The sequence below is a fragment of the Shewanella algidipiscicola genome (assembly GCF_900380485.1).
Classification (GTDB): domain Bacteria; phylum Pseudomonadota; class Gammaproteobacteria; order Enterobacterales; family Shewanellaceae; genus Shewanella; species Shewanella algidipiscicola.
Genome location: NZ_OXJV01000001.1, coordinates 174,721 through 194,562, shown reverse-complemented (window position 1 = coordinate 194,562; position 19,842 = coordinate 174,721). Strand labels below are relative to the sequence as shown.

At 48.7% G+C, this 19,842-nt stretch carries 21 protein-coding genes; 15 read left to right on the top strand and 6 right to left on the bottom strand.

Annotated features, from left to right (window positions below):
* Window positions 1-37: 37 nt before the first annotated feature.
* Complete coding sequence (gene mlaE / locus DN599_RS00875) at window positions 38-823, bottom strand: lipid asymmetry maintenance ABC transporter permease subunit MlaE (RefSeq protein ID WP_110455776.1); 786 nt, start codon at window positions 821-823, stop codon at window positions 38-40.
* Window positions 810-1,637 (bottom strand): ATP-binding cassette domain-containing protein, encoded by an 828-nt coding sequence (locus DN599_RS00870; protein ID WP_110455775.1) that lies wholly within the window; start codon window positions 1,635-1,637, stop codon window positions 810-812. The genes mlaE and DN599_RS00870 overlap by 14 nt, the downstream gene beginning before the upstream one ends.
* A 166-nt stretch (window positions 1,638-1,803) precedes the next feature.
* Here DN599_RS00870 and DN599_RS18700 point away from each other — a divergent pair, with 166 nt between their 5' ends.
* The 12 genes from DN599_RS18700 (at window position 1,804) to mgtE (ending at window position 11,110) form a co-directional block, all read left to right on the top strand.
* Window positions 1,804-2,763 (top strand): calcium/sodium antiporter, encoded by a 960-nt coding sequence (locus DN599_RS18700; RefSeq protein ID WP_204165081.1) that lies wholly within the window; start codon window positions 1,804-1,806, stop codon window positions 2,761-2,763.
* Between the two features lie 42 nt (window positions 2,764-2,805).
* Complete coding sequence (locus DN599_RS18695) at window positions 2,806-3,783, top strand: KpsF/GutQ family sugar-phosphate isomerase (protein ID WP_204165080.1); 978 nt, start codon at window positions 2,806-2,808, stop codon at window positions 3,781-3,783.
* A gap of 1 nt (window position 3,784) precedes the next feature.
* A complete protein-coding gene (kdsC, locus tag DN599_RS00860) occupies window positions 3,785-4,336 on the top strand; it encodes a 3-deoxy-manno-octulosonate-8-phosphatase KdsC (protein ID WP_110455774.1) in 552 nt (183 codons plus the stop codon).
* Window positions 4,333-4,890, top strand: coding sequence for an LPS export ABC transporter periplasmic protein LptC (lptC, locus tag DN599_RS00855; protein ID WP_110455773.1), 558 nt, complete (start codon window positions 4,333-4,335; stop codon window positions 4,888-4,890). The genes kdsC and lptC overlap by 4 nt, the downstream gene beginning before the upstream one ends.
* Window positions 4,877-5,413: a lipopolysaccharide transport periplasmic protein LptA gene (gene lptA / locus DN599_RS00850; RefSeq protein WP_110455772.1), complete on the top strand. Its 537-nt coding sequence runs from the start codon at window positions 4,877-4,879 to the stop codon at window positions 5,411-5,413. The genes lptC and lptA overlap by 14 nt, the downstream gene beginning before the upstream one ends.
* A complete protein-coding gene (gene lptB / locus DN599_RS00845) occupies window positions 5,413-6,144 on the top strand; it encodes an LPS export ABC transporter ATP-binding protein (RefSeq protein ID WP_110455771.1) in 732 nt (243 codons plus the stop codon). Before lptA ends, lptB begins: the two co-directional genes overlap by 1 nt.
* A 130-nt stretch (window positions 6,145-6,274) precedes the next feature.
* Window positions 6,275-7,759 (top strand): RNA polymerase factor sigma-54, encoded by a 1,485-nt coding sequence (locus DN599_RS00840; RefSeq protein WP_110455770.1) that lies wholly within the window; start codon window positions 6,275-6,277, stop codon window positions 7,757-7,759.
* A gap of 30 nt (window positions 7,760-7,789) precedes the next feature.
* Window positions 7,790-8,077: a ribosome hibernation promoting factor gene (hpf, locus tag DN599_RS00835; protein ID WP_110455769.1), complete on the top strand. Its 288-nt coding sequence runs from the start codon at window positions 7,790-7,792 to the stop codon at window positions 8,075-8,077.
* 2 nt (window positions 8,078-8,079) lie between these two features.
* Window positions 8,080-8,523, top strand: coding sequence for a PTS IIA-like nitrogen regulatory protein PtsN (ptsN, locus tag DN599_RS00830; RefSeq protein ID WP_110455768.1), 444 nt, complete (start codon window positions 8,080-8,082; stop codon window positions 8,521-8,523).
* Entirely contained in the window at window positions 8,520-9,374 is an 855-nt protein-coding gene (gene rapZ / locus DN599_RS00825) for an RNase adapter RapZ (protein ID WP_110455767.1), read from the top strand. The genes ptsN and rapZ overlap by 4 nt, the downstream gene beginning before the upstream one ends.
* Window positions 9,361-9,636 carry an HPr family phosphocarrier protein gene (locus tag DN599_RS00820; RefSeq protein WP_110455766.1) on the top strand — a complete coding sequence of 92 codons (276 nt, stop codon included), beginning with the start codon at window positions 9,361-9,363 and terminating at the stop codon, window positions 9,634-9,636. Before rapZ ends, DN599_RS00820 begins: the two co-directional genes overlap by 14 nt.
* 106 nt (window positions 9,637-9,742) lie before the next feature.
* Window positions 9,743-11,110 (top strand): magnesium transporter, encoded by a 1,368-nt coding sequence (mgtE, locus tag DN599_RS00815; protein WP_110455765.1) that lies wholly within the window; start codon window positions 9,743-9,745, stop codon window positions 11,108-11,110.
* 74 nt (window positions 11,111-11,184) lie between these two features.
* On the opposite strand, the gene DN599_RS00810 is transcribed toward mgtE, so the two are convergent.
* Window positions 11,185-12,723, bottom strand: coding sequence for an FG-GAP repeat domain-containing protein (locus DN599_RS00810; protein WP_110455764.1), 1,539 nt, complete (start codon window positions 12,721-12,723; stop codon window positions 11,185-11,187).
* A gap of 362 nt (window positions 12,724-13,085) precedes the next feature.
* Between DN599_RS00810 and rarD the strand changes: the two genes are divergently transcribed.
* Window positions 13,086-13,997, top strand: coding sequence for an EamA family transporter RarD (rarD, locus tag DN599_RS00805; protein ID WP_110455763.1), 912 nt, complete (start codon window positions 13,086-13,088; stop codon window positions 13,995-13,997).
* On the opposite strand, the gene DN599_RS00800 is transcribed toward rarD, so the two are convergent.
* Window positions 13,965-14,567, bottom strand: a complete 603-nt coding sequence (locus tag DN599_RS00800) for a lipase family alpha/beta hydrolase (RefSeq protein WP_110455762.1) — start codon at window positions 14,565-14,567, stop codon at window positions 13,965-13,967. The two genes, rarD and DN599_RS00800, sit on opposite strands and share 33 nt — an antisense overlap.
* Window positions 14,568-14,679: 112 nt before the next feature.
* Here DN599_RS00800 and DN599_RS00795 point away from each other — a divergent pair, with 112 nt between their 5' ends.
* Window positions 14,680-15,687 (top strand): class I SAM-dependent rRNA methyltransferase, encoded by a 1,008-nt coding sequence (locus DN599_RS00795; protein WP_110455761.1) that lies wholly within the window; start codon window positions 14,680-14,682, stop codon window positions 15,685-15,687.
* A 209-nt stretch (window positions 15,688-15,896) separates the two neighbouring features.
* Here the strand turns inward: DN599_RS00795 and DN599_RS00790 are convergent, their stop codons facing one another.
* Window positions 15,897-16,127 carry a hypothetical protein gene (locus DN599_RS00790; protein WP_162599122.1) on the bottom strand — a complete coding sequence of 77 codons (231 nt, stop codon included), beginning with the start codon at window positions 16,125-16,127 and terminating at the stop codon, window positions 15,897-15,899.
* Here DN599_RS00790 and DN599_RS00785 point away from each other — a divergent pair.
* The gene (locus tag DN599_RS00785; RefSeq protein WP_110455759.1) at window positions 16,075-17,244 is read left to right on the top strand and encodes an MFS transporter; all 1,170 of its coding nucleotides are present in this window, start codon (window positions 16,075-16,077) and stop codon (window positions 17,242-17,244) included. The two genes, DN599_RS00790 and DN599_RS00785, sit on opposite strands and share 53 nt — an antisense overlap.
* A 148-nt stretch (window positions 17,245-17,392) precedes the next feature.
* Here the strand turns inward: DN599_RS00785 and DN599_RS00780 are convergent, their stop codons facing one another.
* Window positions 17,393-19,795 (bottom strand): zinc-dependent metalloprotease, encoded by a 2,403-nt coding sequence (locus DN599_RS00780; RefSeq protein WP_110455758.1) that lies wholly within the window; start codon window positions 19,793-19,795, stop codon window positions 17,393-17,395.
* Window positions 19,796-19,842: the final 47 nt, after the last annotated feature.

Sequence of the window (19,842 nt, the reverse complement as noted above, 5' to 3'; positions counted from 1 at the left end):
TGTGCGGTACATTAGTTCATCCATAAACAAACAATAATTAACTGCCAAACATCATTGCAGTTAACAGAAAATCTAACGCTAATACCGCTAGGCTCGATTGCACCACAGTCTGGGTGGTCGCTCGGCTGATCCCCTCAGGATTTGGGATCACATTATAGCCTCGATACAAGGCTATCCAAGTCACGACGACAGCAAACACCAGGCTTTTAATTACGCAGTTAACGATATCTTGGCGCCACTCGACCGATGCCTGCAAAATAGACCAGAAGCTGCCGCTATCGATCCCTTTCCACTCCACTCCGACGATATGACCACCGTAAATCCCCACTGCGGTAAACATTAATGCCAGTAACGGTAGGCTTATCACCCCAGCCCAAAAACGAGGAGCGATGATCTGCCGCAGCGGATCGATGGCCATCATCTCTAGGCTCGACAACTGCTCGGTGCTCTTCATTAAGCCAATCTCAGCCGTCAAAGCTGAGCCAGCTCGCCCAGCAAACAGCAATGCGGTGACGACGGGACCAAGCTCCCTGAGTAAACTCAGCGCCACCATAGGCCCTAGGCTATCTTCGGTGCCAAACCCCACCAAGATATTATAGCCCTGCAGCGCAAGCACCATACCGATAAACAAGCCAGAGACCAAGATGATCACCATAGATTGCACACCGATAACGTACAATTGCTTGATTAGCAGCGGGATACCTTTACGCGGCTTAGGCACTCTCGCAATCGCCCCCCACAACATCAATCCTGCGCTGCCAAGCCCAGTCACGCTGGCTATCGCACTACGGCCGATACCAGCAATGTGATCAGTTAAGCTCACCTAACATCTCCTTTTGGTAATCTGGAGCAGGAAAATGAAATGGCACTGGGCCATCAGGCTCCCCACCAATAAACTGCTTCAACTTTGGATTATCGGCCAGCCTTAACTCTTCAGGCGTACCATGAGCAATAATGCGCTTGTCGGCCAACACATAGACATAATCGGCAATCCCCAGCACCTCTTGCACATCGTGAGATACCACGACAGAGGTCAAGTTAAGCGCATCACTTAACTCCCTGATAAGCTTGACTAATACTCCCATGGAAATTGGATCTTGGCCCGCAAATGGCTCATCATATAAAATCAGTTCAGGCTCTAAAGCGATGGCTCTAGCCAATGCCGCACGTCGCTGCATACCACCAGATAACTCACTGGGCATCATCTTCGCCGCGCCGCGCAGGCCTACGGCCTCTAATTTCATCAACACAATGCGTTTGATGATAGCCTCGGGTAAGCCTGAGTGCTCACGCAAGGCAAATGCGACATTGTCGAATACATTCATGTCGGTAAACAGTGCACCACTTTGAAATAGCATACTCATACGTTTACGCAGCTCAAACAGCTCACTGCGACTGCATTGATGCACATCGATACCATCGACTTTAATATTGCCGCGATCGGGCTGTAATTGACCACCGATTAACTTAAGCAGGGTGGTTTTCCCTATCCCACTAGGACCCATAATAGCGGTGACTTTGCCTTTCGGGATCGACAGGCTAACATCTTCGTAAATCACATGAGAACCGCGACTAAAAGCGAGATGTTCAATCTCGACTAGCGGCGTGGCGTCATCATCTGCTCGTTCATTGATCATTGTAAGACCTATATGTTCCATGATAAATCGGCACAAAAAGAGACAAATTGTACGTAATTGACCTATTGTGCACAACTGAATCGACACTATCTTGCCGCAATACTTTCAATTTTGTTCAAATCCAGCGAAAATGCGCAGCAGACACTCAAACAAAAATGAACTTTTAATGCTTTTTAATATTTTCTTACTGCTCGCTGGATTAGCCACTCTAGTATGGAGTGCTGACAAATTCGTTTATGGTGCCGGGGCCTTTGCCCGCAATTTAGGCCTCCCCCCCATGTTAATTGGTTTAACGATTGTTGCCATGGGCAGCTCGGCGCCAGAAATGTTTGTCGCCGCGACAGCATCAATGGAAGGCATGACCGATACCGCCATTGGTAATGTATTAGGCTCAAACATCGCCAACATCAGTTTGATTCTCGGACTCACCGCCCTATTGGGTGCCATCACCGTTAGCTCGCAAACTTTAAAGCGTGAAATTCCTATGATGCTGGCCGCCACTGTGATAGCAGGGTATTTCCTGCATGACGGACAACTGACGCGCATTGAGGGTGCGGGCCTAATGCTGCTGTTTTTAGCCTTAATGGGCTACCTGATTTGGCATGCTATTAATAACAAAGAAGCCGATGTGTTAGCCGATGAGTCTGATAGTGAAATCCCCAAAGATGTCCCGACAATCAAAGCCATACTCTGGTTAGTCGTCGGCATTATTTTACTGCCGTTATCGGCCGATTGGATGGTCAATGGCGCCGTGGGTATCGCTAAAGCGTACCACTTATCGGACCTGGTGATTGGTCTCACCATTATCGCCGTCGGTACCAGTCTGCCAGAATTAGCCGCCTGTGTGGCCGGGGTACTGAAAAAAGAAGATGATTTAGCCATAGGCAACATCGTCGGCTCGAATCTATTTAATATTTTAGCAGTACTCGCGCTGCCTGCATTGATCGCCCCTGGTGCTGTCGATGCCGCAGCCAGCACTCGAGACTTTTATATGGTATTGGCGACCAGCAGTGCCTTAGCCATACTGATCCTATTAACGGGTAAGTCGCGTCAGCTCAAACCTTGGCACGGCGGAGTGTTGTTAATGAGCTTTATCGCTTATCAGGTACTGGTTTTTCAATCCTAATGACAGGTCTGGCCCAAACTGATTTTTAATAGAGAGAACAAGATGGTAGATGCAGATCAACTACGCCAATGGGGGCGCAATGTTATCGATATCGAGCGTAATGCCCTCGATAATCTATATCAATATGTCGATTCAAGCGAATTTGCTAAAGCATGCCAGTTAATTCTGAAATGCACCGGCAAAGTGATCGTGATGGGCATGGGCAAATCAGGCCATATCGGCAACAAGATTTCTGCCACCTTAGCCAGTACTGGCACCCCTGCCTTCTTTGTGCATCCCGGCGAAGCCAGCCACGGCGATCTCGGCGTTCTGAGTGAAAATGATATTGTTCTTGCCATTTCCAACTCTGGGGAAGCCAGTGAAATTTTAACCCTAATGCCAGTGATAAAACGCATGGGGCTGCCAGTGATTGCGGTAACAGGCAAACCCGACTCCAATATGGCAAAACATGCTATGGTACACCTGTGCATCGAAGTGCCAGAAGAAGCTTGTCCACTTGGGCTCGCGCCGACCTCCAGCACCACAGCGACCTTGGTGATGGGCGATGCACTTGCTGTGGCACTGTTGCAGGCTAGAGGCTTTACTAAAGATGATTTTGCACTATCGCACCCTGGTGGCAGCTTAGGGCGTAAATTGCTGCTAAAAGTCAGCGATGTGATGCACCAAGGCGATGAGCTTCCCATAGTGCCCCAACACATCTGCATTACCGACGCATTATATGAGATCTCTAAGAAAGGTCTCGGCATGACCGCAGTAATCGATGACAATGCTGTATTGGTTGGTATCTTTACCGATGGCGATCTGCGCCGCGTGATCGATGCTGAAGTCGACCTTAGAACCACCGCCATCAGCGAAGTCATGACCCAAGGCTGCGTTACCGTTACCGACGGTATTTTAGCTGCTGAGGCGCTTAACATAATGGAAGAAAAGCAGATTAATGGCTTAATTGTAACTAACCTTCAACAGCAACCCATTGGCGCACTCAACATGCTCGATATGGTTAAAGCAGGAGTGATTTAACATGGCGCATCAAGGTTTTTACGGCCCTATCACTGACTCAGTCTGGCAAAAGGCTAAACAGATTAAACTGCTGATTTGTGACGTTGACGGCGTGTTTTCTGACGGGCTAGTTTACATGAGCAACTCTGGCGACGAGCTGAAAACCTTCCACACTCGTGATGGCTATGGCGTTCGCTCGCTACTGACTAGCGATATTCCTGTGGCCATTATTACCGGACGCAAATCAAAAATTGTCGAAGACCGTATGACAGCCCTTGGCATTAGCCACATTTATCAAGGTGTCGACAACAAGCTCATTCCCTATCAAGAGTTATTAGCTCGCTACCAAGTCAGCCCACAACAGGTGGCTTATATTGGCGATGACATGGTCGACCTCCCCGTGATGCAACAAGTCGGTTTGTCGGTGTGTGTCGCCGATGGTCACCCTTATGTTAAACAGCATGCCGATATGGTCACTCATATTAAAGGCGGCCACGGCGCGCTACGTGAATTAACCGACCTGATTTTGCTGAGCCAAGATAAGTTTGACTCGGCCCACGGTATGAGCATATGAACAGAGTCACCCTGGCGATTATCGCGTTTTTTGGTACCGCTTTAATACTCTATTGGCAGGTACAGTCCAAGCACGGCTCACAAGCATTGCTGCTCGACGCGTCCGATCGTCCAGATTATGTGATTAACAACATCAATAGTGTGCAATACGACGAGCAAGGTAAGCTTAATAGCCGCGTCTCGGCTAGCCATATGGAACACTATGCCGAGCGTAATATCACCTATTTTACCCAGCCCATCTATCTGGTCTATCCCGATAACGGCGATGCACAGTGGCGGTTACGCTCGGCTAGGGGTACATTAGACAAAGACAGTGGCAGAGTCATCTTAGAAAATAATGTCATTATTGACGCCATTAGCCCTGAAGAGCCCATCCAAACCATAGAAACTAACTATATGGAGTTGGATCTCAACACCATGATCATGACATCCGATCGAACCATTCGGATCACCGGTAACGATTTTTTAATTACTGGCAAAGGCTTATATGCTGATCTCAATGCACAAAAAGTACGACTGACGAGCCAGGTAGAAGGAACATATGAAACTAAATAATCTTATTCTTGCAGGCCTGTTAACCATGGTGAGCTTGCAGAGTGCGGCGAATGAAACTGACCTGCTGCAAGAGGTTAAGATTTCAGCCGCGAGCCAAGAAGCTGATATTAAAAATAATCAGATTATCTTTAATGGCCCAGTTGAGGTAACTCAGGGCTCGATTAAAATTTTGGCGGATGAATTACGTGCGTTTACCAAAGAAAATAGTAGTGGCAAAATCTTAGTGGCCACAGGTAAGCCAGCAACCTACACACAGGTGATGGAAAACGGCCGCCCTGCGTCAGCCAGCGCCAATGAGATCCGCTACGAACTGTCGACTCGCACCTTAACCCTTATCGGCAATGCCACCCTCGAACAAGAAGGTAGCCAAGTCACGGGTAATCAAATTCGCTACAACATAGAACAGCAACAGTTGATAGCCGAAAGCACAGGTAGCGATCGCGTGATCACCATCATTCAGCCTGAAAATTACCAAGACAACAGCAACAGTCAGCCCCAAGAACAGCCCAAGCAGGAACAGTAATGACAGAGATGACGCTAAAAGCGGTTAATTTAGCCAAAAGCTATAAGAGCCGCGCCGTGGTACAAGATGTCAGCTTAACCGTGCGTACAGGGCAGATTGTCGGCTTATTGGGCCCTAATGGCGCCGGTAAAACCACGACCTTTTACATGGTTGTTGGTCTGGTGCAGAGTGACAAGGGGCGCATTTTTATTGATGATGATGATCTCACCCTAGATCCTATGCATCTGCGCGCTCGCAAAGGAATTGGCTATCTACCGCAAGAAGCCAGTATTTTCCGTAAATTATCGGTGCGCGATAATATTATGGCGGTATTACAAACCCGGCGCGAGCTCAATAACGATGCGCGCGAAGAGGAGTTGGAGCATCTGCTAGAAGAGTTTCATATCACCCACATCCGCGATAGTCAGGGGATGGCACTGTCAGGGGGTGAACGTCGACGCGTCGAAATCGCCCGAGCATTAGCCGCCAACCCTAAGTTTATTTTGCTCGACGAACCCTTCGCTGGGGTCGATCCCATTTCAGTTATCGACATCAAAAAAATTATTGAGCAGTTGAAAAACCGTGGCCTTGGGGTATTGATCACCGACCACAACGTACGGGAAACATTGGATGTGTGTGAGAAAGCCTATATTGTCAGCCACGGCAACTTGATTGCCGAGGGAACACCCGCAGAGATCTTAGATAACCAACAAGTTCGAGCGGTGTACTTAGGGGAACAATTCAAGCTATAGTTAACGTTATTAGCGCTCAAGGTAAAGGCGAAACCGTTTTTACCTTAGTAAGTAGATCATTCGCCTTAGCGGTTTAATACCGGAGGCAGCTTTCTCACTTTAGAATTAGAAACAAGGGAATAGCAGTACGATGAAAGCGTCACTTCAGCTCAAAATGGGTCAGCATTTAACCATGACGCCCCAGTTGCAACAAGCTATCCGCTTGTTACAACTGTCGTCATTGGAGCTGCAGCAAGAGATCCAGCAAGCACTAGAGTCTAACCCTCTACTCGAGTTAGACGAGGAGCAAGAAGGCGCCAATATCGACTCAGAACAAGAGCGTAATGACAACTTCGACACCGATTACAATGAGCAACGGCAAGTCGACTCTAGTGAAGACAATTCGAGCTTAGAAACCTCCGATGCGCTCAACCAAGACTCTATGCCCGATGAGCTGCCCGTCGACACTACATGGGATGAGGTCTATACCGCATCACCTAACTCCAGCTCTGGTGCGATGCGCGACGATGACATGCCATTTCAAGGGGAAACCAGCGAAGGCCTGTATGAGCACCTCGAATGGCAAAAAAACCTCACCCCCTTCTCTGACAACGACCTCGCTATCGCCACCGCCATCATTGACGCCATAGACGAGCGAGGTTACTTGACGCAGACTTGCGACGATATTCTTGAAGCCATGGGCGATCCTGAAATCGAGCTCGATGAAATTGAAGCGGTATTAAAGCGGATACAACATTTCGATCCTATCGGGATCGCTGCCAGAGACCTCAGCGAATGCCTGATGATCCAACTGGCCCAATACAGCTCCGACACCCCGCATATCGACAATGCCAGGCTCTTGATCCGTGATTACTTAGATCTGATTGCCGGGCGAGATTTTCGCCTATTGATGCGTAAGACCAAACTGAAAGAAGATGAACTACGCGAGGCCATAGCGCTGATTCAAACTCTTAATCCACGCCCAGGGCTGGCCATTACCGCCAGTCGTGATGAATACGTGATCCCCGATGTCACAGTTAGCAAGAAAAAAGGTCGCTGGGTAGTCGAGCTTAATCCCGATAGTATGCCTAAGATTAATGTAAACCAACATTATGCCTCAATGGCACGCAGCACCAAAAACCAAGCCGATGGCCAGTTTATTCGTGGTCACCTGCAAGAAGCTAAATGGTTTCTAAAAAGTTTAGAGAGCCGCAACGATACCTTACTCAAGGTCACCAACTGCATTGTCGATTTCCAGCAAGGGTTTTTCGAGTTTGGTGAAGAAGCGATGAAACCTATGGTGCTTAATGATATTGCCGAAGCGGTCGAAATGCATGAATCTACCATCTCGCGGGTCACCACCCAAAAGTATATGCACACGCCAAGAGGGATTTTTGAGCTAAAATACTTTTTCTCCAGCCATGTTGGGACCGACGATGGTGGCGAATGCTCTTCTACTGCGATCCGCGCTTTTATTAAGAAGCTAGTCGCCGCAGAAAATCAAAAGAAACCCTTAAGTGACAGTAAAATGGCACAACTGTTAGCCGAGCAAGGTATTCAAGTCGCTAGACGCACGATAGCAAAATATCGTGAGGCGATGTTTATACCGCCGTCAAATCAACGTAAAAGCTTATAATCAACAACTGGAAACCGGAGGAATCACTTTATGCAAATAAATCTGACTGGGCACCACATTGAGATCACCCAATCTCTGCGCAACTATGTTGAAGAAAAGTTTACAAAGCTTGAACGGCATTTCGATCAGATCAATAATGTCCACGTGATATTAAATGTCGAAAAATTGATGCAAAAAGTTGAAGCAAAGTTACATCTTAGTGGTGGAGAAATATTTGCAACATCAGAGCACGCGGATATGTATGCCGCGATAGATTCCCTGATCGATAAATTAGATCGTCAGGTCATTAAACATAAAGAGAAGCTAACAAAACATTAACGATGGAACTTAGTACCATCCTGCGGCCGGAGTGCACAACCTGCGCCACTCCGGGCAGTAAGAAAAAGGTACTGGAACTTATCAGCGACTTGGCCGCTGTCCAGTACCCCACCCTTTCCTCTCAAGAGATTTTTGAAAGCCTTTTGGCGAGAGAGAAAATGGGCAGCACAGGTATAGGCAATGGTATCGCGATCCCTCACGGACGGCTGACGAATATTGAGAAACCCGTCGCCGTATTGATTAAATGTGCGGAGCCAATTGCATTCGATGCAATTGATAATCAGCCGGTCGATATCCTCTTTGCATTACTGGTTCCCGCAGAGCAATGCGAGCAACACCTTAGCACTCTCGCCGCGATGGCAGAGAAATTAAGTGATAAAGCTATCATCAAACAGCTAAGAAAAACCCACGACGAAGCAGAACTGTATCAGGTGATCACCCAATGAAATTGGTAATGGTATCTGGGCGCTCAGGCTCAGGAAAATCGGTAGTCCTTAGGGTACTGGAAGATCTGGGCTATTACTGTGTCGACAATCTGCCACTGCAGATGATGGACTCGCTGCTCAGTCAGCTTAAAGGTAGAAATGAACTTGTTGCGATTAGCGTCGATGTGCGCAACATGCCCAGCGAAGATATCCAGCTTGAAAAGCAGCTAGCGAATCTTCCTAAAGATACCGAATTACTGAGTTTCTTTCTAAACTCTTCTGACGATGTATTGCTCAAACGCTACAGTGAAACCCGTAGGTTGCATCCACTATCACGCTCAAAAGTCTCCCTTAAAGAGGCGATACAGCTTGAAGGCAAAATACTCGAGCCTATCTCCAAGATGGTCGATCACTACATAGATACTTCGACGCTTAACATCTATGATTTAAGCGATAAAGTACGCGAGATCTTACTGGGCACCGTGGACAAGGAGTTAGTGATTAATTTTGAGTCGTTTGGTTTTAAATATGGCATGCCAAGTGAAGCTGACTTTATGTTTGACGTGCGTTTTCTGCCCAACCCTCACTGGGAATCAGAGTTACGCCCGCTGACAGGTCTCGACCAACCAGTACAACAGTTTTTAAGCCAACAGCCGCTAGTGAACAAGTTTATTTGGCAGATAGAGAATCTGCTCGAAACTTGGCTACCGCACCTTGAGCGCAATAACCGTAGCTACTTAACTATCGCCATTGGGTGTACTGGTGGTCAACATCGTTCCGTGTATGTGACCGATCAACTGGCCAAACTGTTTAATAAAGGTAAGCATAAGGTCCAGGCGCGCCACAGAGAACTGCAGCATGAGCAAGCTTGAGCGTCAACTAACCATCTGCAACAAACTGGGACTGCATGCGCGTGCCGCTACCAAACTGGCGGTATTAGCCGCTCAGTTTGATGCCCAGGTCACCTTAATTCAGGGGGATAAGCAAGCCTCTGCCGCCAGTGTGTTGGGGCTATTAATGTTAGAAACCGGCTTTGGTAAAACCATTACCGTCACCAGTGAAGGCCAAGATGCGCAAGCGGCACTCGATGCCATTAGCGCACTGATTGACGCAAAATTCGAAGAAGCCGTATAATCGCCCCGCCTCGAGCCTAAACGGCTCATATCATTCTATAATTATCCCGAGTTCAGGTTACTTAGCCAATAACCTATGTTGTCGCGCTATTTTTCAAGGGGAAGCCATGCCGATCGAAGTGTTAGATAATGAAACTACAGATCAACGTTTACAGCAGCTAACGCAAGCCCTAAGCAGTGGCATGTTTGTCCATGTACGCAGTATGCTGCACGACATGGCGGCCTCAGATATCGCCTTTATTTTAGAGTCTTCTCCACCGCGTGCGCGACAAGTATTATGGCAACTTATCGATCAAGCCCATACGGGTGAGATTCTCGATGAACTCAGTGAAGAGCTCAAAGATCAATTTATTAGCCAGATGAGTCCTGAGCGCGTAGCTAAAGCCGCCGAAAATATGGATACCGACGATCTGGCCTACATACTGCGCAGTCTGCCAGACAGCGTATTCAATCAAGTACTGCAGTCGATGCGCAGCCAAGATAGGGCGCGAGTCGAACAGGCACTGTCATACCCAGAAGACACCGCCGGCAGCCTGATGAACACAGATACGGTCACCCTAAGGCCAGATGTGAATGTCGACGTGATCCTGCGTTACCTACGTATTCGTGGTGAACTCCCCGAAGCCACCGACACCCTATATGTGGTCGACAAACACGACAGTCTACTCGGTGGCGTAGCGATCGCCGATCTACTCACCTGCGATCCGAATGCATCGGTGCGCGACATCATGAACCAAGATCTTGAAGGGATCCCCGTGGGTATGCACGACAGTGAAGTCGCGCAGCTATTTGAACGCCATGACTGGGTATCGGCACCTGTGGTCGATGAAAAAACCAATAAACTGCTTGGGCGGATCACCATAGATGACGTTGTCGATGTGATCCGTGAAGATGCTGAACACTCTATGATGGGGATGGCCGGGATGGATGATGAGACCGACACCTTCGGCCCGGTCCTTAAGAGTACCTTTCGGCGCTCACTCTGGCTGACGATTAATCTATTTGCCGCACTGTTGGCTGCGTCGGTTAGCAATATGTTTGAAGGCACAATCGAACAATTTGCCACCATTGCGGTATTAATGACCATAGTGCCCAGCATGGGCGGAGTGGCTGGTAACCAAACCTTAGCGCTGGTGATCCGTGGTATCGCGTTAGGACAGATAGGTCAAAGTAACTCACGTTGGTTAGTTGGCAAGGAGTTAGCCATCGGTTTTCTTAATGGTCTACTCTGGTCCATTTTGGTGTTTGCTGCCGTGTGGCTATGGAAAGGCGATGTCGCCCTAGGCGCCTTAATTGGCGGTGCCATGTTGATCAACATGACGGTTGCGGGGTTTGCCGGCGCCACAATCCCGCTACTGCTTAAAAAGTTTAATGTCGACCCCGCACTGGCGGGTGGCATGGTACTGACCACCGTCACCGACGTGATCGGCTTATTTGCATTTTTAGGCTTAGCCACACTCTACTTGTTGCATTAGCTTGTTAGGCACCGCTCGTTGTATCATGGCTTAAGCGGTGCCATTTAGCTTCTTCACCGAAAGTTCAACCATGGCTACTGCGCCATGATAACCATAAACTGCTGCTGCAATGCCTGACGGTCTTCACGGCCATATTTAATAATAAGCTCATCTTTACCGTCATGATTGAGATCGCTCACGGTGAGCATTTCACCATCACGGGGTAGCTGTAGCTTGAGTGTTTCATCGTTACGATTAAACAGGCTGTCACTCGGCTCCCCTAAATGCACTGTGAGCGCCTGCTCGCCACCAGAGAGCAAGAGATCTTGATAACCATCGCCGTCGATATCAGCAAAAGTCACCACAGGTTGCCCCGTTTGTCCCGAGGTTAAACTAAAGCTTAGCTCCACCTCTTTGGTGATATTGGCTTTACTGGCAAAGCGGCTACTGGCGTCACTTTTAAATAAGTGTACATCTTGGTCAATACTCCCCGACACCAGCGCGCCGATGATCTGCGACACACCAATATCGAAACCCGATACCAGCACTTCATCGACCTTATCATTATCGATATCCACCAGCTCAAAACCCGTTAAGGTGCCCTCGGCGCGGATCACGCTGCTAGGCACCTTGGCAAACTGCAGCTTGTCTTTAGTTTTACCGCCTAAGTAAATTTCATAATCGTTAACCCGATCCAGCACTCCCGAACTCTTGGTATAGCGCACCACCATATCTGCCACGCCATCATGGTTAATATCGCCCAAATGCTCGACCTTTCGATAGACTAAATTACTTTGATCCAGCGCCTCACCATAAGCATCACGTTTATTCCACCAATCTTGACCGCTGATAGCCAAGCTCACGGGGAGGTAGTTGGCCAACACAGTAAACAGGCCATCATCTAACTGGTAATACACTTCAAATTCGCCTTCAGCCACCTTAACAATATCATCACGACCATCGAGATTAAGATCGGCAAAATAGAGGCGAGCCTCGGTATACTTAGCGCCATTGGCATACAGTAGCATCTGCGGCTGAATGGGTAATATTTGGGTGATGTAGCGATTATCGGCCTGCTGTATCAATAGTGTACTCTGATTAAAACTACTGATAATAAAGTCATCCAACCCATCACGATTAAGATCGCGCACAAAGCGCCCGCGGGAGATAAAATCAATCCGAGAGGTCAATATCAATGGCTCTACCGTCATTAACGGCGCAAATTCAACTTGGTTACCGTGCAACTTTAATGTCCATAATCGGTCACTAGAGAGAAAATACAGTGCTTGTAGGGCATCGCTGTTTTCTAGGTTATCCGCCGAGATATCGAACGCAAACAACGCATTGGGCAGAGGCTGTTTTACCCGCTGACGATATTGCTTCACTTCAGTATCAAACGCGTACACCCCCAGCCAGCGTTGATGTTTATCATCGACACCGATAGCCACTAACTCTTTACCAGAGTCTGGCAATAAGTTGACCGATATGATGGGATGAGTGATGCGAAAGCCCGCATCTATATGGTGCGAATACAATGATAGTCGGCTGTTGATCGATGCGCCCTGCGCTGTAGACAGAGCAAGCAGCAATATCATGGCAAGTGACCATCGCAAACCGATTTGGGCTATGTTCATGTAAAACTCGCTCCTTTAATTGCCTAATATCAACTTAGCTAATCTACCGACTCACGGGCAAAAGAAAAGCAAAGTTAACTGCTTGTTACAAACTAAATGCCCTGCTTCCTTTCGCGAGGCACATTCCTAATAGCCTGATAAGTTGCATTAGGTATTTAAATTTGGCGTTAATCACTTAATTTTAAAAGAGAGAATATCGCTCTTGTACGTATTTGCACCTTAGTCTTAAACCGTGACTGGCTATCGTGACACAATCAAAAAGTGACTCAGATCACGGTTAATGTATAGCACCAATGCGAGAATCCGCCGCGTTAATGCTAGCCACTTTTTCACCATAAATAAGCTCAACACGTCGGAATATTATGCACAGCTCAACTCGCAGCACATTTGAAGGCAACGCCTTGGCGCTCGTCTCTTTTTTACTTTGGGGACTATTACCGCTTTACTATCAATACCTGCCTAATGCCGATATCAATGAGATGCTGGCGATTAGACTACTCTTCTCGGTGCCCTTTATGGCATTCGTGTTTATCATGCTGCGCCGGCCTCTACCATCAATGCGCCAGTTAATGGCTCATAAGCGTTCGCTTGCCTTGTGTGGTCTTGCGTCGTTAATAATGTGTATCTCTTGGTACAGTTTTACTTGGGCCATCACCCATGGTCAGGTGCTCGCGGCCAGTTTAGGCTTTTTTATTAATCCGCTTTTCGCCATCGCCTTGGGCGTACTGTGTCTCGGCGATAAACTGTCACAAGCACAAAAATGGGCGGTAATCTTGGGGATTGCAGGCATCAGTTACATGGTATTTCACTATGGTGAGCTACCTTGGCTGGCATTATTGATGGGCGGTTTCTTTGCTCTTTACGGCCTGTGTAAAAAATTTATTCACTTTGACTCGCTCACCTCAGTCACTATCGAAGCGGCGCTATTGGCGCCCATTGCGACAATCTACTTAATTTGGCTGATATTTACCGATCAAAGCAGTGCCTTGTCAGGCTCAACCACCCAACTACTGCTTTATATTGGTTCGGCGCCAGTCACTCTGCTGCCGCTTATCTTCTTTGCGCTCGCCATTCGAGCCACCAGCCTGTCGATGATTGGCTTAATGCAATATATCGAGCCAACCATGCACTTTCTGTTAGCCGTACTGGTCTTTAATGAACACTTTGATCAGGTGAAGGCGGTGAGCTTTGCCCTGATCTGGAGCGGGTTAATCCTTTGCTCACTAGAGGCTTTGCCGACATTAGGTCGCCGTTTGTCCACCTTTAGAAAGTAAAGCTAGCATGGCTATAATCTCATCGACCACCCGTTGGCTAAAGATCATCGATAGGTGCAATGGCACCTTAAAGACCTTATTTATCGCCAGCGGCCAGTGAGAACTTCGGCTCGGCACTATGGTCAGATCCAGCGGCGTACGATAGGAGAAGAGCGGCATATTGGCAATGGGTTGCTGCACTTCGTCGAGCAGCTTTAGCAACTCGCTATTAGGCCGCAACTGCCGCATCCCTTTAGAGGGATAAGGTAGAAAAGCCAAGTAGCTGCCTTGATGTGGTGATGAGATAGAAAATAACGCCTCGGTTCGCGCCGCGCCGCCAAGTATCTGCAGATAATAGCGGGCGACAATACCGCCCATACTAAAGCCCACCAGCACGATGTTATCGTCGGTGCCAAAACGCTGCTCAATGGCTTGTTTCAGTTGCTGCGCGGCGTGCTCAATGCCGTGACGGCCATCAAAGGGCGCCAGTGTAGGCGCAAAACACTCATGTCCTTGCGCCGTTAACTTATTGCGCATCCAAGCCATCACATGGCCCGTGTTAAAAATGCCATGAATTAACACCACCTTCATTACTACCTCCTACGTCATAGCCTTGACGATAAGATTATCGCCCGCTTATTCGCGATATTTGCTATCATTGCCGCTTTGCTCAAGCATACCATCGAATACGGATCTCCAAGCTATGTCAATCAACGATTTGTTAGCCAAGGCGCTACACCAACGAGCGCAGTTGATTGCTGACGCAAAAATCAATAATACCAATTGCTTTCGGGTATTTCATGGCACAGTCGAGGGCATTAATGGCCTCAATATCGACCGCTACGGCAATGCTTGGTTAATCCAAACGTTTCATCAAACCTTAAGCGATGATGAGCTCAATCAGATCCGCGCCGCCTTAAGCCAAATTGACCCGCTTGTGGTGATCTATAACGACCGATCCAACAAAAACTCGCGGATTCTCAACCCGCTTGACGACACATTAGAAGCCTTTGCCAATACCGAACAACAGATGCAGGAAAACGGTATCCATTTCACCAGCAAACTGCGTCACGAAGGACAAGATCCGCTCTTGTTTCTCGATATGCGCGCCGGCCGTGAATATGTACAAGCCAATAGCCAAGATAAAACCGTGTTAAACCTGTTTTCTTATACTTGCGGTATTGGTACTGCGGCCGCCGTTGGCGGCGCCAGCCGTGTAATGAATGTGGATTTCTCCTCGTTTGCCTTGGCCGCTGGACGTAAAAATGCCCAGCTCAATGGCGTTGAAGCGGTATGTGAGTTTGTACAAAGTGATGCCTTTCCGGCCATGCGTCAGCTCGCGGGGATGCCAGTGGGGGGACGACGCAATCAGAAGTTGCCTAACTACCCTAAATTACCTCAAACACAATTTGATTTAGTGTTTCTCGACCCACCAAGATTTGCCAAGAGCCCCTTTGGCACAGTGGATCTGATTAACGACTATCAAAGCCTGTTTAAACCGGCCATGCTGGCCACTAAAAGTGGTGGCACCATAGTGTGCTGTAATAATGTCGCTAAAGTCGACCGTCAAACTTGGTTCGATGCCCTAAGCCGCTGCGTCGAAAAACAGGGACGTAAGATCAGCCACGCCACTTGGTTAGCTTGCCACAGTGACTTCCCCTCTTTTGATGGCAACCACCCGCTAAAAATGGTGGCGCTGCAAATAGCATAAACCAACCTTTCCCTAAGCGGCTAGTTACCACAACAAGCCGCTTAAACCCTCACTTTAAGCCTTTTGCTACCAACATCCACATCAAAACGAGTTTATCAACACTCTTTATCACCATCTACGGCGATATACCGCAAGTAAACCCCTAAAAACAAGCATTAATAAATTAACAATAAAACATCATTAGATAGCAAAGCATTTGACCTTCACGCTCAATAAACCTGCTCTAAATAGCAATTTGAAGTTAAATTTTCATCATTGATAAAAATTAACTTTACTTCGTCATCGAAGCGCCCTACATTCGCCGCCAAATTAAACAGTAACAAATAACCACCAACAAGCATATTGGCATTCAAGTGGCTATTTATCACATTAAACTCGGAGGTTCTAATGGTAGAATGCGCTGCTAGCTGCAAATCGAACAATCCTGCAGCACCTGTCATTGGGCTGTCTTTTTTTGCTATAGCCTCGGGTTTTTTGATGAGCCTAATTCCACTGTCGCTAACGGCATTTGAACTGGATGTCGCTCTAGCCCCTTGGTTAGCCAGTGTGTTCTATCTCGGCCTGCTCATTGGCGCGACGAGTATCGAGCGCGTAGTGGCCAAAATTGGCCATCGCTTGGCTTTTATCCTGTTTCTGGGATTATTGATCGCCAGTGTTATTACCCAGCTGTTGATCCCTAGCGCCGAGTTTTGGTTGGCGGCACGCTTTATTGCCGGTATCGCAGTCGCAGGCGTATTTGTGGTGGTCGAGTCATGGTTATTAATGGCCAGCACGCCTAAGGCGCGAGCCAAACGCCTTGGCATATATATGACCTCGTTATATGGCGGTAGTGCCGTGGGACAATTAGCCATAGATCCACTCGGAACTACAGGTGCAGCGCCGTACCTGTTTGTTATCGCCTTGCTGTTTTTGGCTATTTTAGCGCCCTTGTTAATTACCTCTGGGCAGCCTGAGAGCCAACATCAGCAAAAGCTGCCATTAAAAGAGATAAAATCCTTGAGTCGTCCGGCCATGCTGGGCTGCTTAGCATCAGGCCTATTACTGGGCCCCATTTATGGCTTGATGCCTATGTATATTGCCAACCAACCTGAGCAGGCTGAACATACTGGCACCTTGATGGCCAGCATCATTTTAGGCGGTATGCTAGTACAGCCGTTGGTGAGCTATTTGTCGACGCGGATCGGTAAGAGCCTGTTGATGGCGATGTTTTGCCTTATCGGCGCGGCGGCTGTGCTCGGGATAGTACAAGCAAGCAGCTTTGTGCCTTTGGTGATAAGTTACTTGGTGTTAGGCGCATGCAGCTTCGCGCTCTACCCAATTGCGATCACCTTAGCGTGCGATCTGTTACCTATGGCGAAAATCGTGTCGGCCACCGAAGTGATGTTACTGAGCTACAGTGTCGGCTCTGTGTTAGGCCCAGTATTGGCGGCAAACTTGTCTGATGCGACCGATGGTGTGGTGTTTTACTTGGGTGGCTGTTTAATTACCACCTGTATTTATATGCTCATTAAAAGCATGGAAAACATTCGCACTGGTGACACCCCAATCGCCGGATAAGCCACAATTAGCGGCTCGCCATCTATCCTAGATGATACAAGGAGATGGCGAGACCGTCAGCGCTTTTTCTCAGGTTCGATAGCGTAAGGAATTATTGCGCCAGCAGGGAAAAAGCTTAGCTGTGCAATCCTCTCCTCGTAAGAGCCCCTTAAATGGGTGAGCCTGGCGGCAAGCTCAGCGGCTGCTTAATTAACTTCACCTTGGCATCTAACAACCCTTGCTCAACCCCTTGTCTGAGCCATTCAAAATGCGCGGCTTCAAAATCGCTGCTGCGTTTCACCTTACGGCTTAACTGCTTGAGTGCATATTGCAAACGATCATAGAGTAAGGCCTGCACCTCGGGCGCGGTCTGTTCGTTATGATAACTGGCTAATAGCTCATCAAAGACCACCGCATTGACGCGCATCCATACACCAAGATCGGCACCCGATGGGCTATCGCTATAGGCGGTCACGCCCAGTAATCGGTCGACCAAATTAATCACTGATAGCTGTTCTTTATCGGCCAAATAGGCCTGACTGACGCGATTAAGCCGCCAAGGCGACAACAAGGCTTGGGCCACATGGCGGCTCAGCACCTCGGCCATACCAATCGGATCAATCACTACCCCGTTAGCCCCTTGGAAACTCTCGCGCGTGGCGCGGTAATTGCCCGACTTAGGCACAAGCTGCTCTATCACCTCTGGCGGTACGCGCAGTGCGTCCATGCTTAGGGTCTGTAACAGACTGTCTAAGGCTTCTTGTTGCAATGCGGGGGCTAAATAATGCCAGCTTTGACCCAGCTCAGAAGCCCCATAGTGATAATCTGTGCCACCAATAAACTTCGCTGCGGCGGTAATTTGATAGCGGGTTAATAGGTAGATGGGGACAAAAGCATCGCGTAGCTCACCAAAGGGCTGCCCAGCTAACAAGGCCTGATGAGAAAACTGCTCAATCGCCTTGCTACGCACTGCAGCAAGACGGTTAAGCTCGGCCACGGGATCGTTACCATTGTCCCATAAGCTGGCATAGGCATTGCTGGCGTTTTGGCCGCGTGAATCCGCTTCACCAATATAACGCAACCCTTGGCGCTCGACCTCGCTCATCAGCGCCGCCAACTTACTGGCCTGATTGGACTCACTATACTGGCCATAACCATAGGCTATGGTGTACCTGTCCCACGGCCCTATTCCCTCACCGTAGGGCTGACTAATCTCAATGTTATCGCCATTGAGGGTGATCTTTGGATGGGGATAATCCATAACCGAGGCATTGTCGTTAGTCGATGCGGCAAAGTTATGGTCAAGCCCCAAGGTGTGGCCCACTTCATGAGCCGCTAACTGACGAATACGGGCTAATGACAGCGCCATACTGGCTTCTTCTGCGCTGGCCCTATCAGGCCAACCGGCGGTTAACCCACGAGCAATCAGGTGATCTTGTCGCACCCGCTGGCTTCCCAGTGTGACGTGCCCTTTGATAATCTCGCCGGTACGTGGATCAGTAATGGCGCTGCCGTACGACCAACCACGCGTCGCGCGGTGCACCCATTGGATCACGTTGTAGCGTATATCTTGCGGATCGGCATCTTCTGGTAACAGCTCAACCTTAAAGCCATCAATAAAGCCCGCCTCGGTAAAGGCATCTTGCCACCAACGCGCCCCATCCAGTAACGCCGAGCGAATAGGCTCTGGCACACCAGGGTCGAGATAATAGGTGATGGGTTTAACCACTTCCGATGGGGCATCACCGGGGATCTTTTTCTCTAGGCGGTGGCGTAACAGATGACGCTTGACGATATCCCTATCGACCTCGGCCGCATAGTCGAGATAAGCATCTGACAAATAACCGCTCATCGGATGATAGGCTCGAGGGCGATAGTCGTTGTCTGGTAAGGCAACAAACGAGTAACGCAAACGAATAGACAGGTGGTGCGCATCGGGTGTCACCTTTGCCACTTGGCTGCCCGCCTTGGCGCCTGTAAAGGTGAGTAACACATCGACATCGCTATTTTGCTCAAATGACTTTACCCCTTGGGGTAACACCAATGATTTGTCAGTGTCGAGGCGATAATCCCCCTGCTGCGTCTCTTTAAGGGTGCTGCTAATGCCGTGCAGATCGCTTAACAGTAGCGCGTTTATCGCCACCAAAGGACGCTTACCAGGTACTACTTTGCCGCGCCACAGCACCGACTCGGCAAAGGCTTCGTTAACCGCGCGCACCTGCGCTTGAGCCTCGGTCTCGGCGCGGTAATCAGTGTTAAGCTGCTTTAAAATTAAATAGGGGCCATGTCGCTCAAACTGCACCATACGGGTGGCGCCCAGTTGGCCGCGATCTAGCCCTATGTCATTGGAGCCGACACCATGGGGCAGGCTGGTAATGAGTAAAAAGGGCTGACGGAGTCGGTTGGCTTCGAGATAGAGTTCGCCAGAATCTTGCTCATAATAGAAATTAATAAAGCCATTAGCCGCCTGACTCTGTTTGATCAAGTTGGCGCTATTATCCGTTGCAGCCATGACGTTGACCGCCGGACTTAGGGCCAATACCACGGCCAGCGCTAATGTTGAGGGCTTCATTTTATCTCCTATTGTTGGCGTGCTGGCAAAGCACGCATATCCATTAT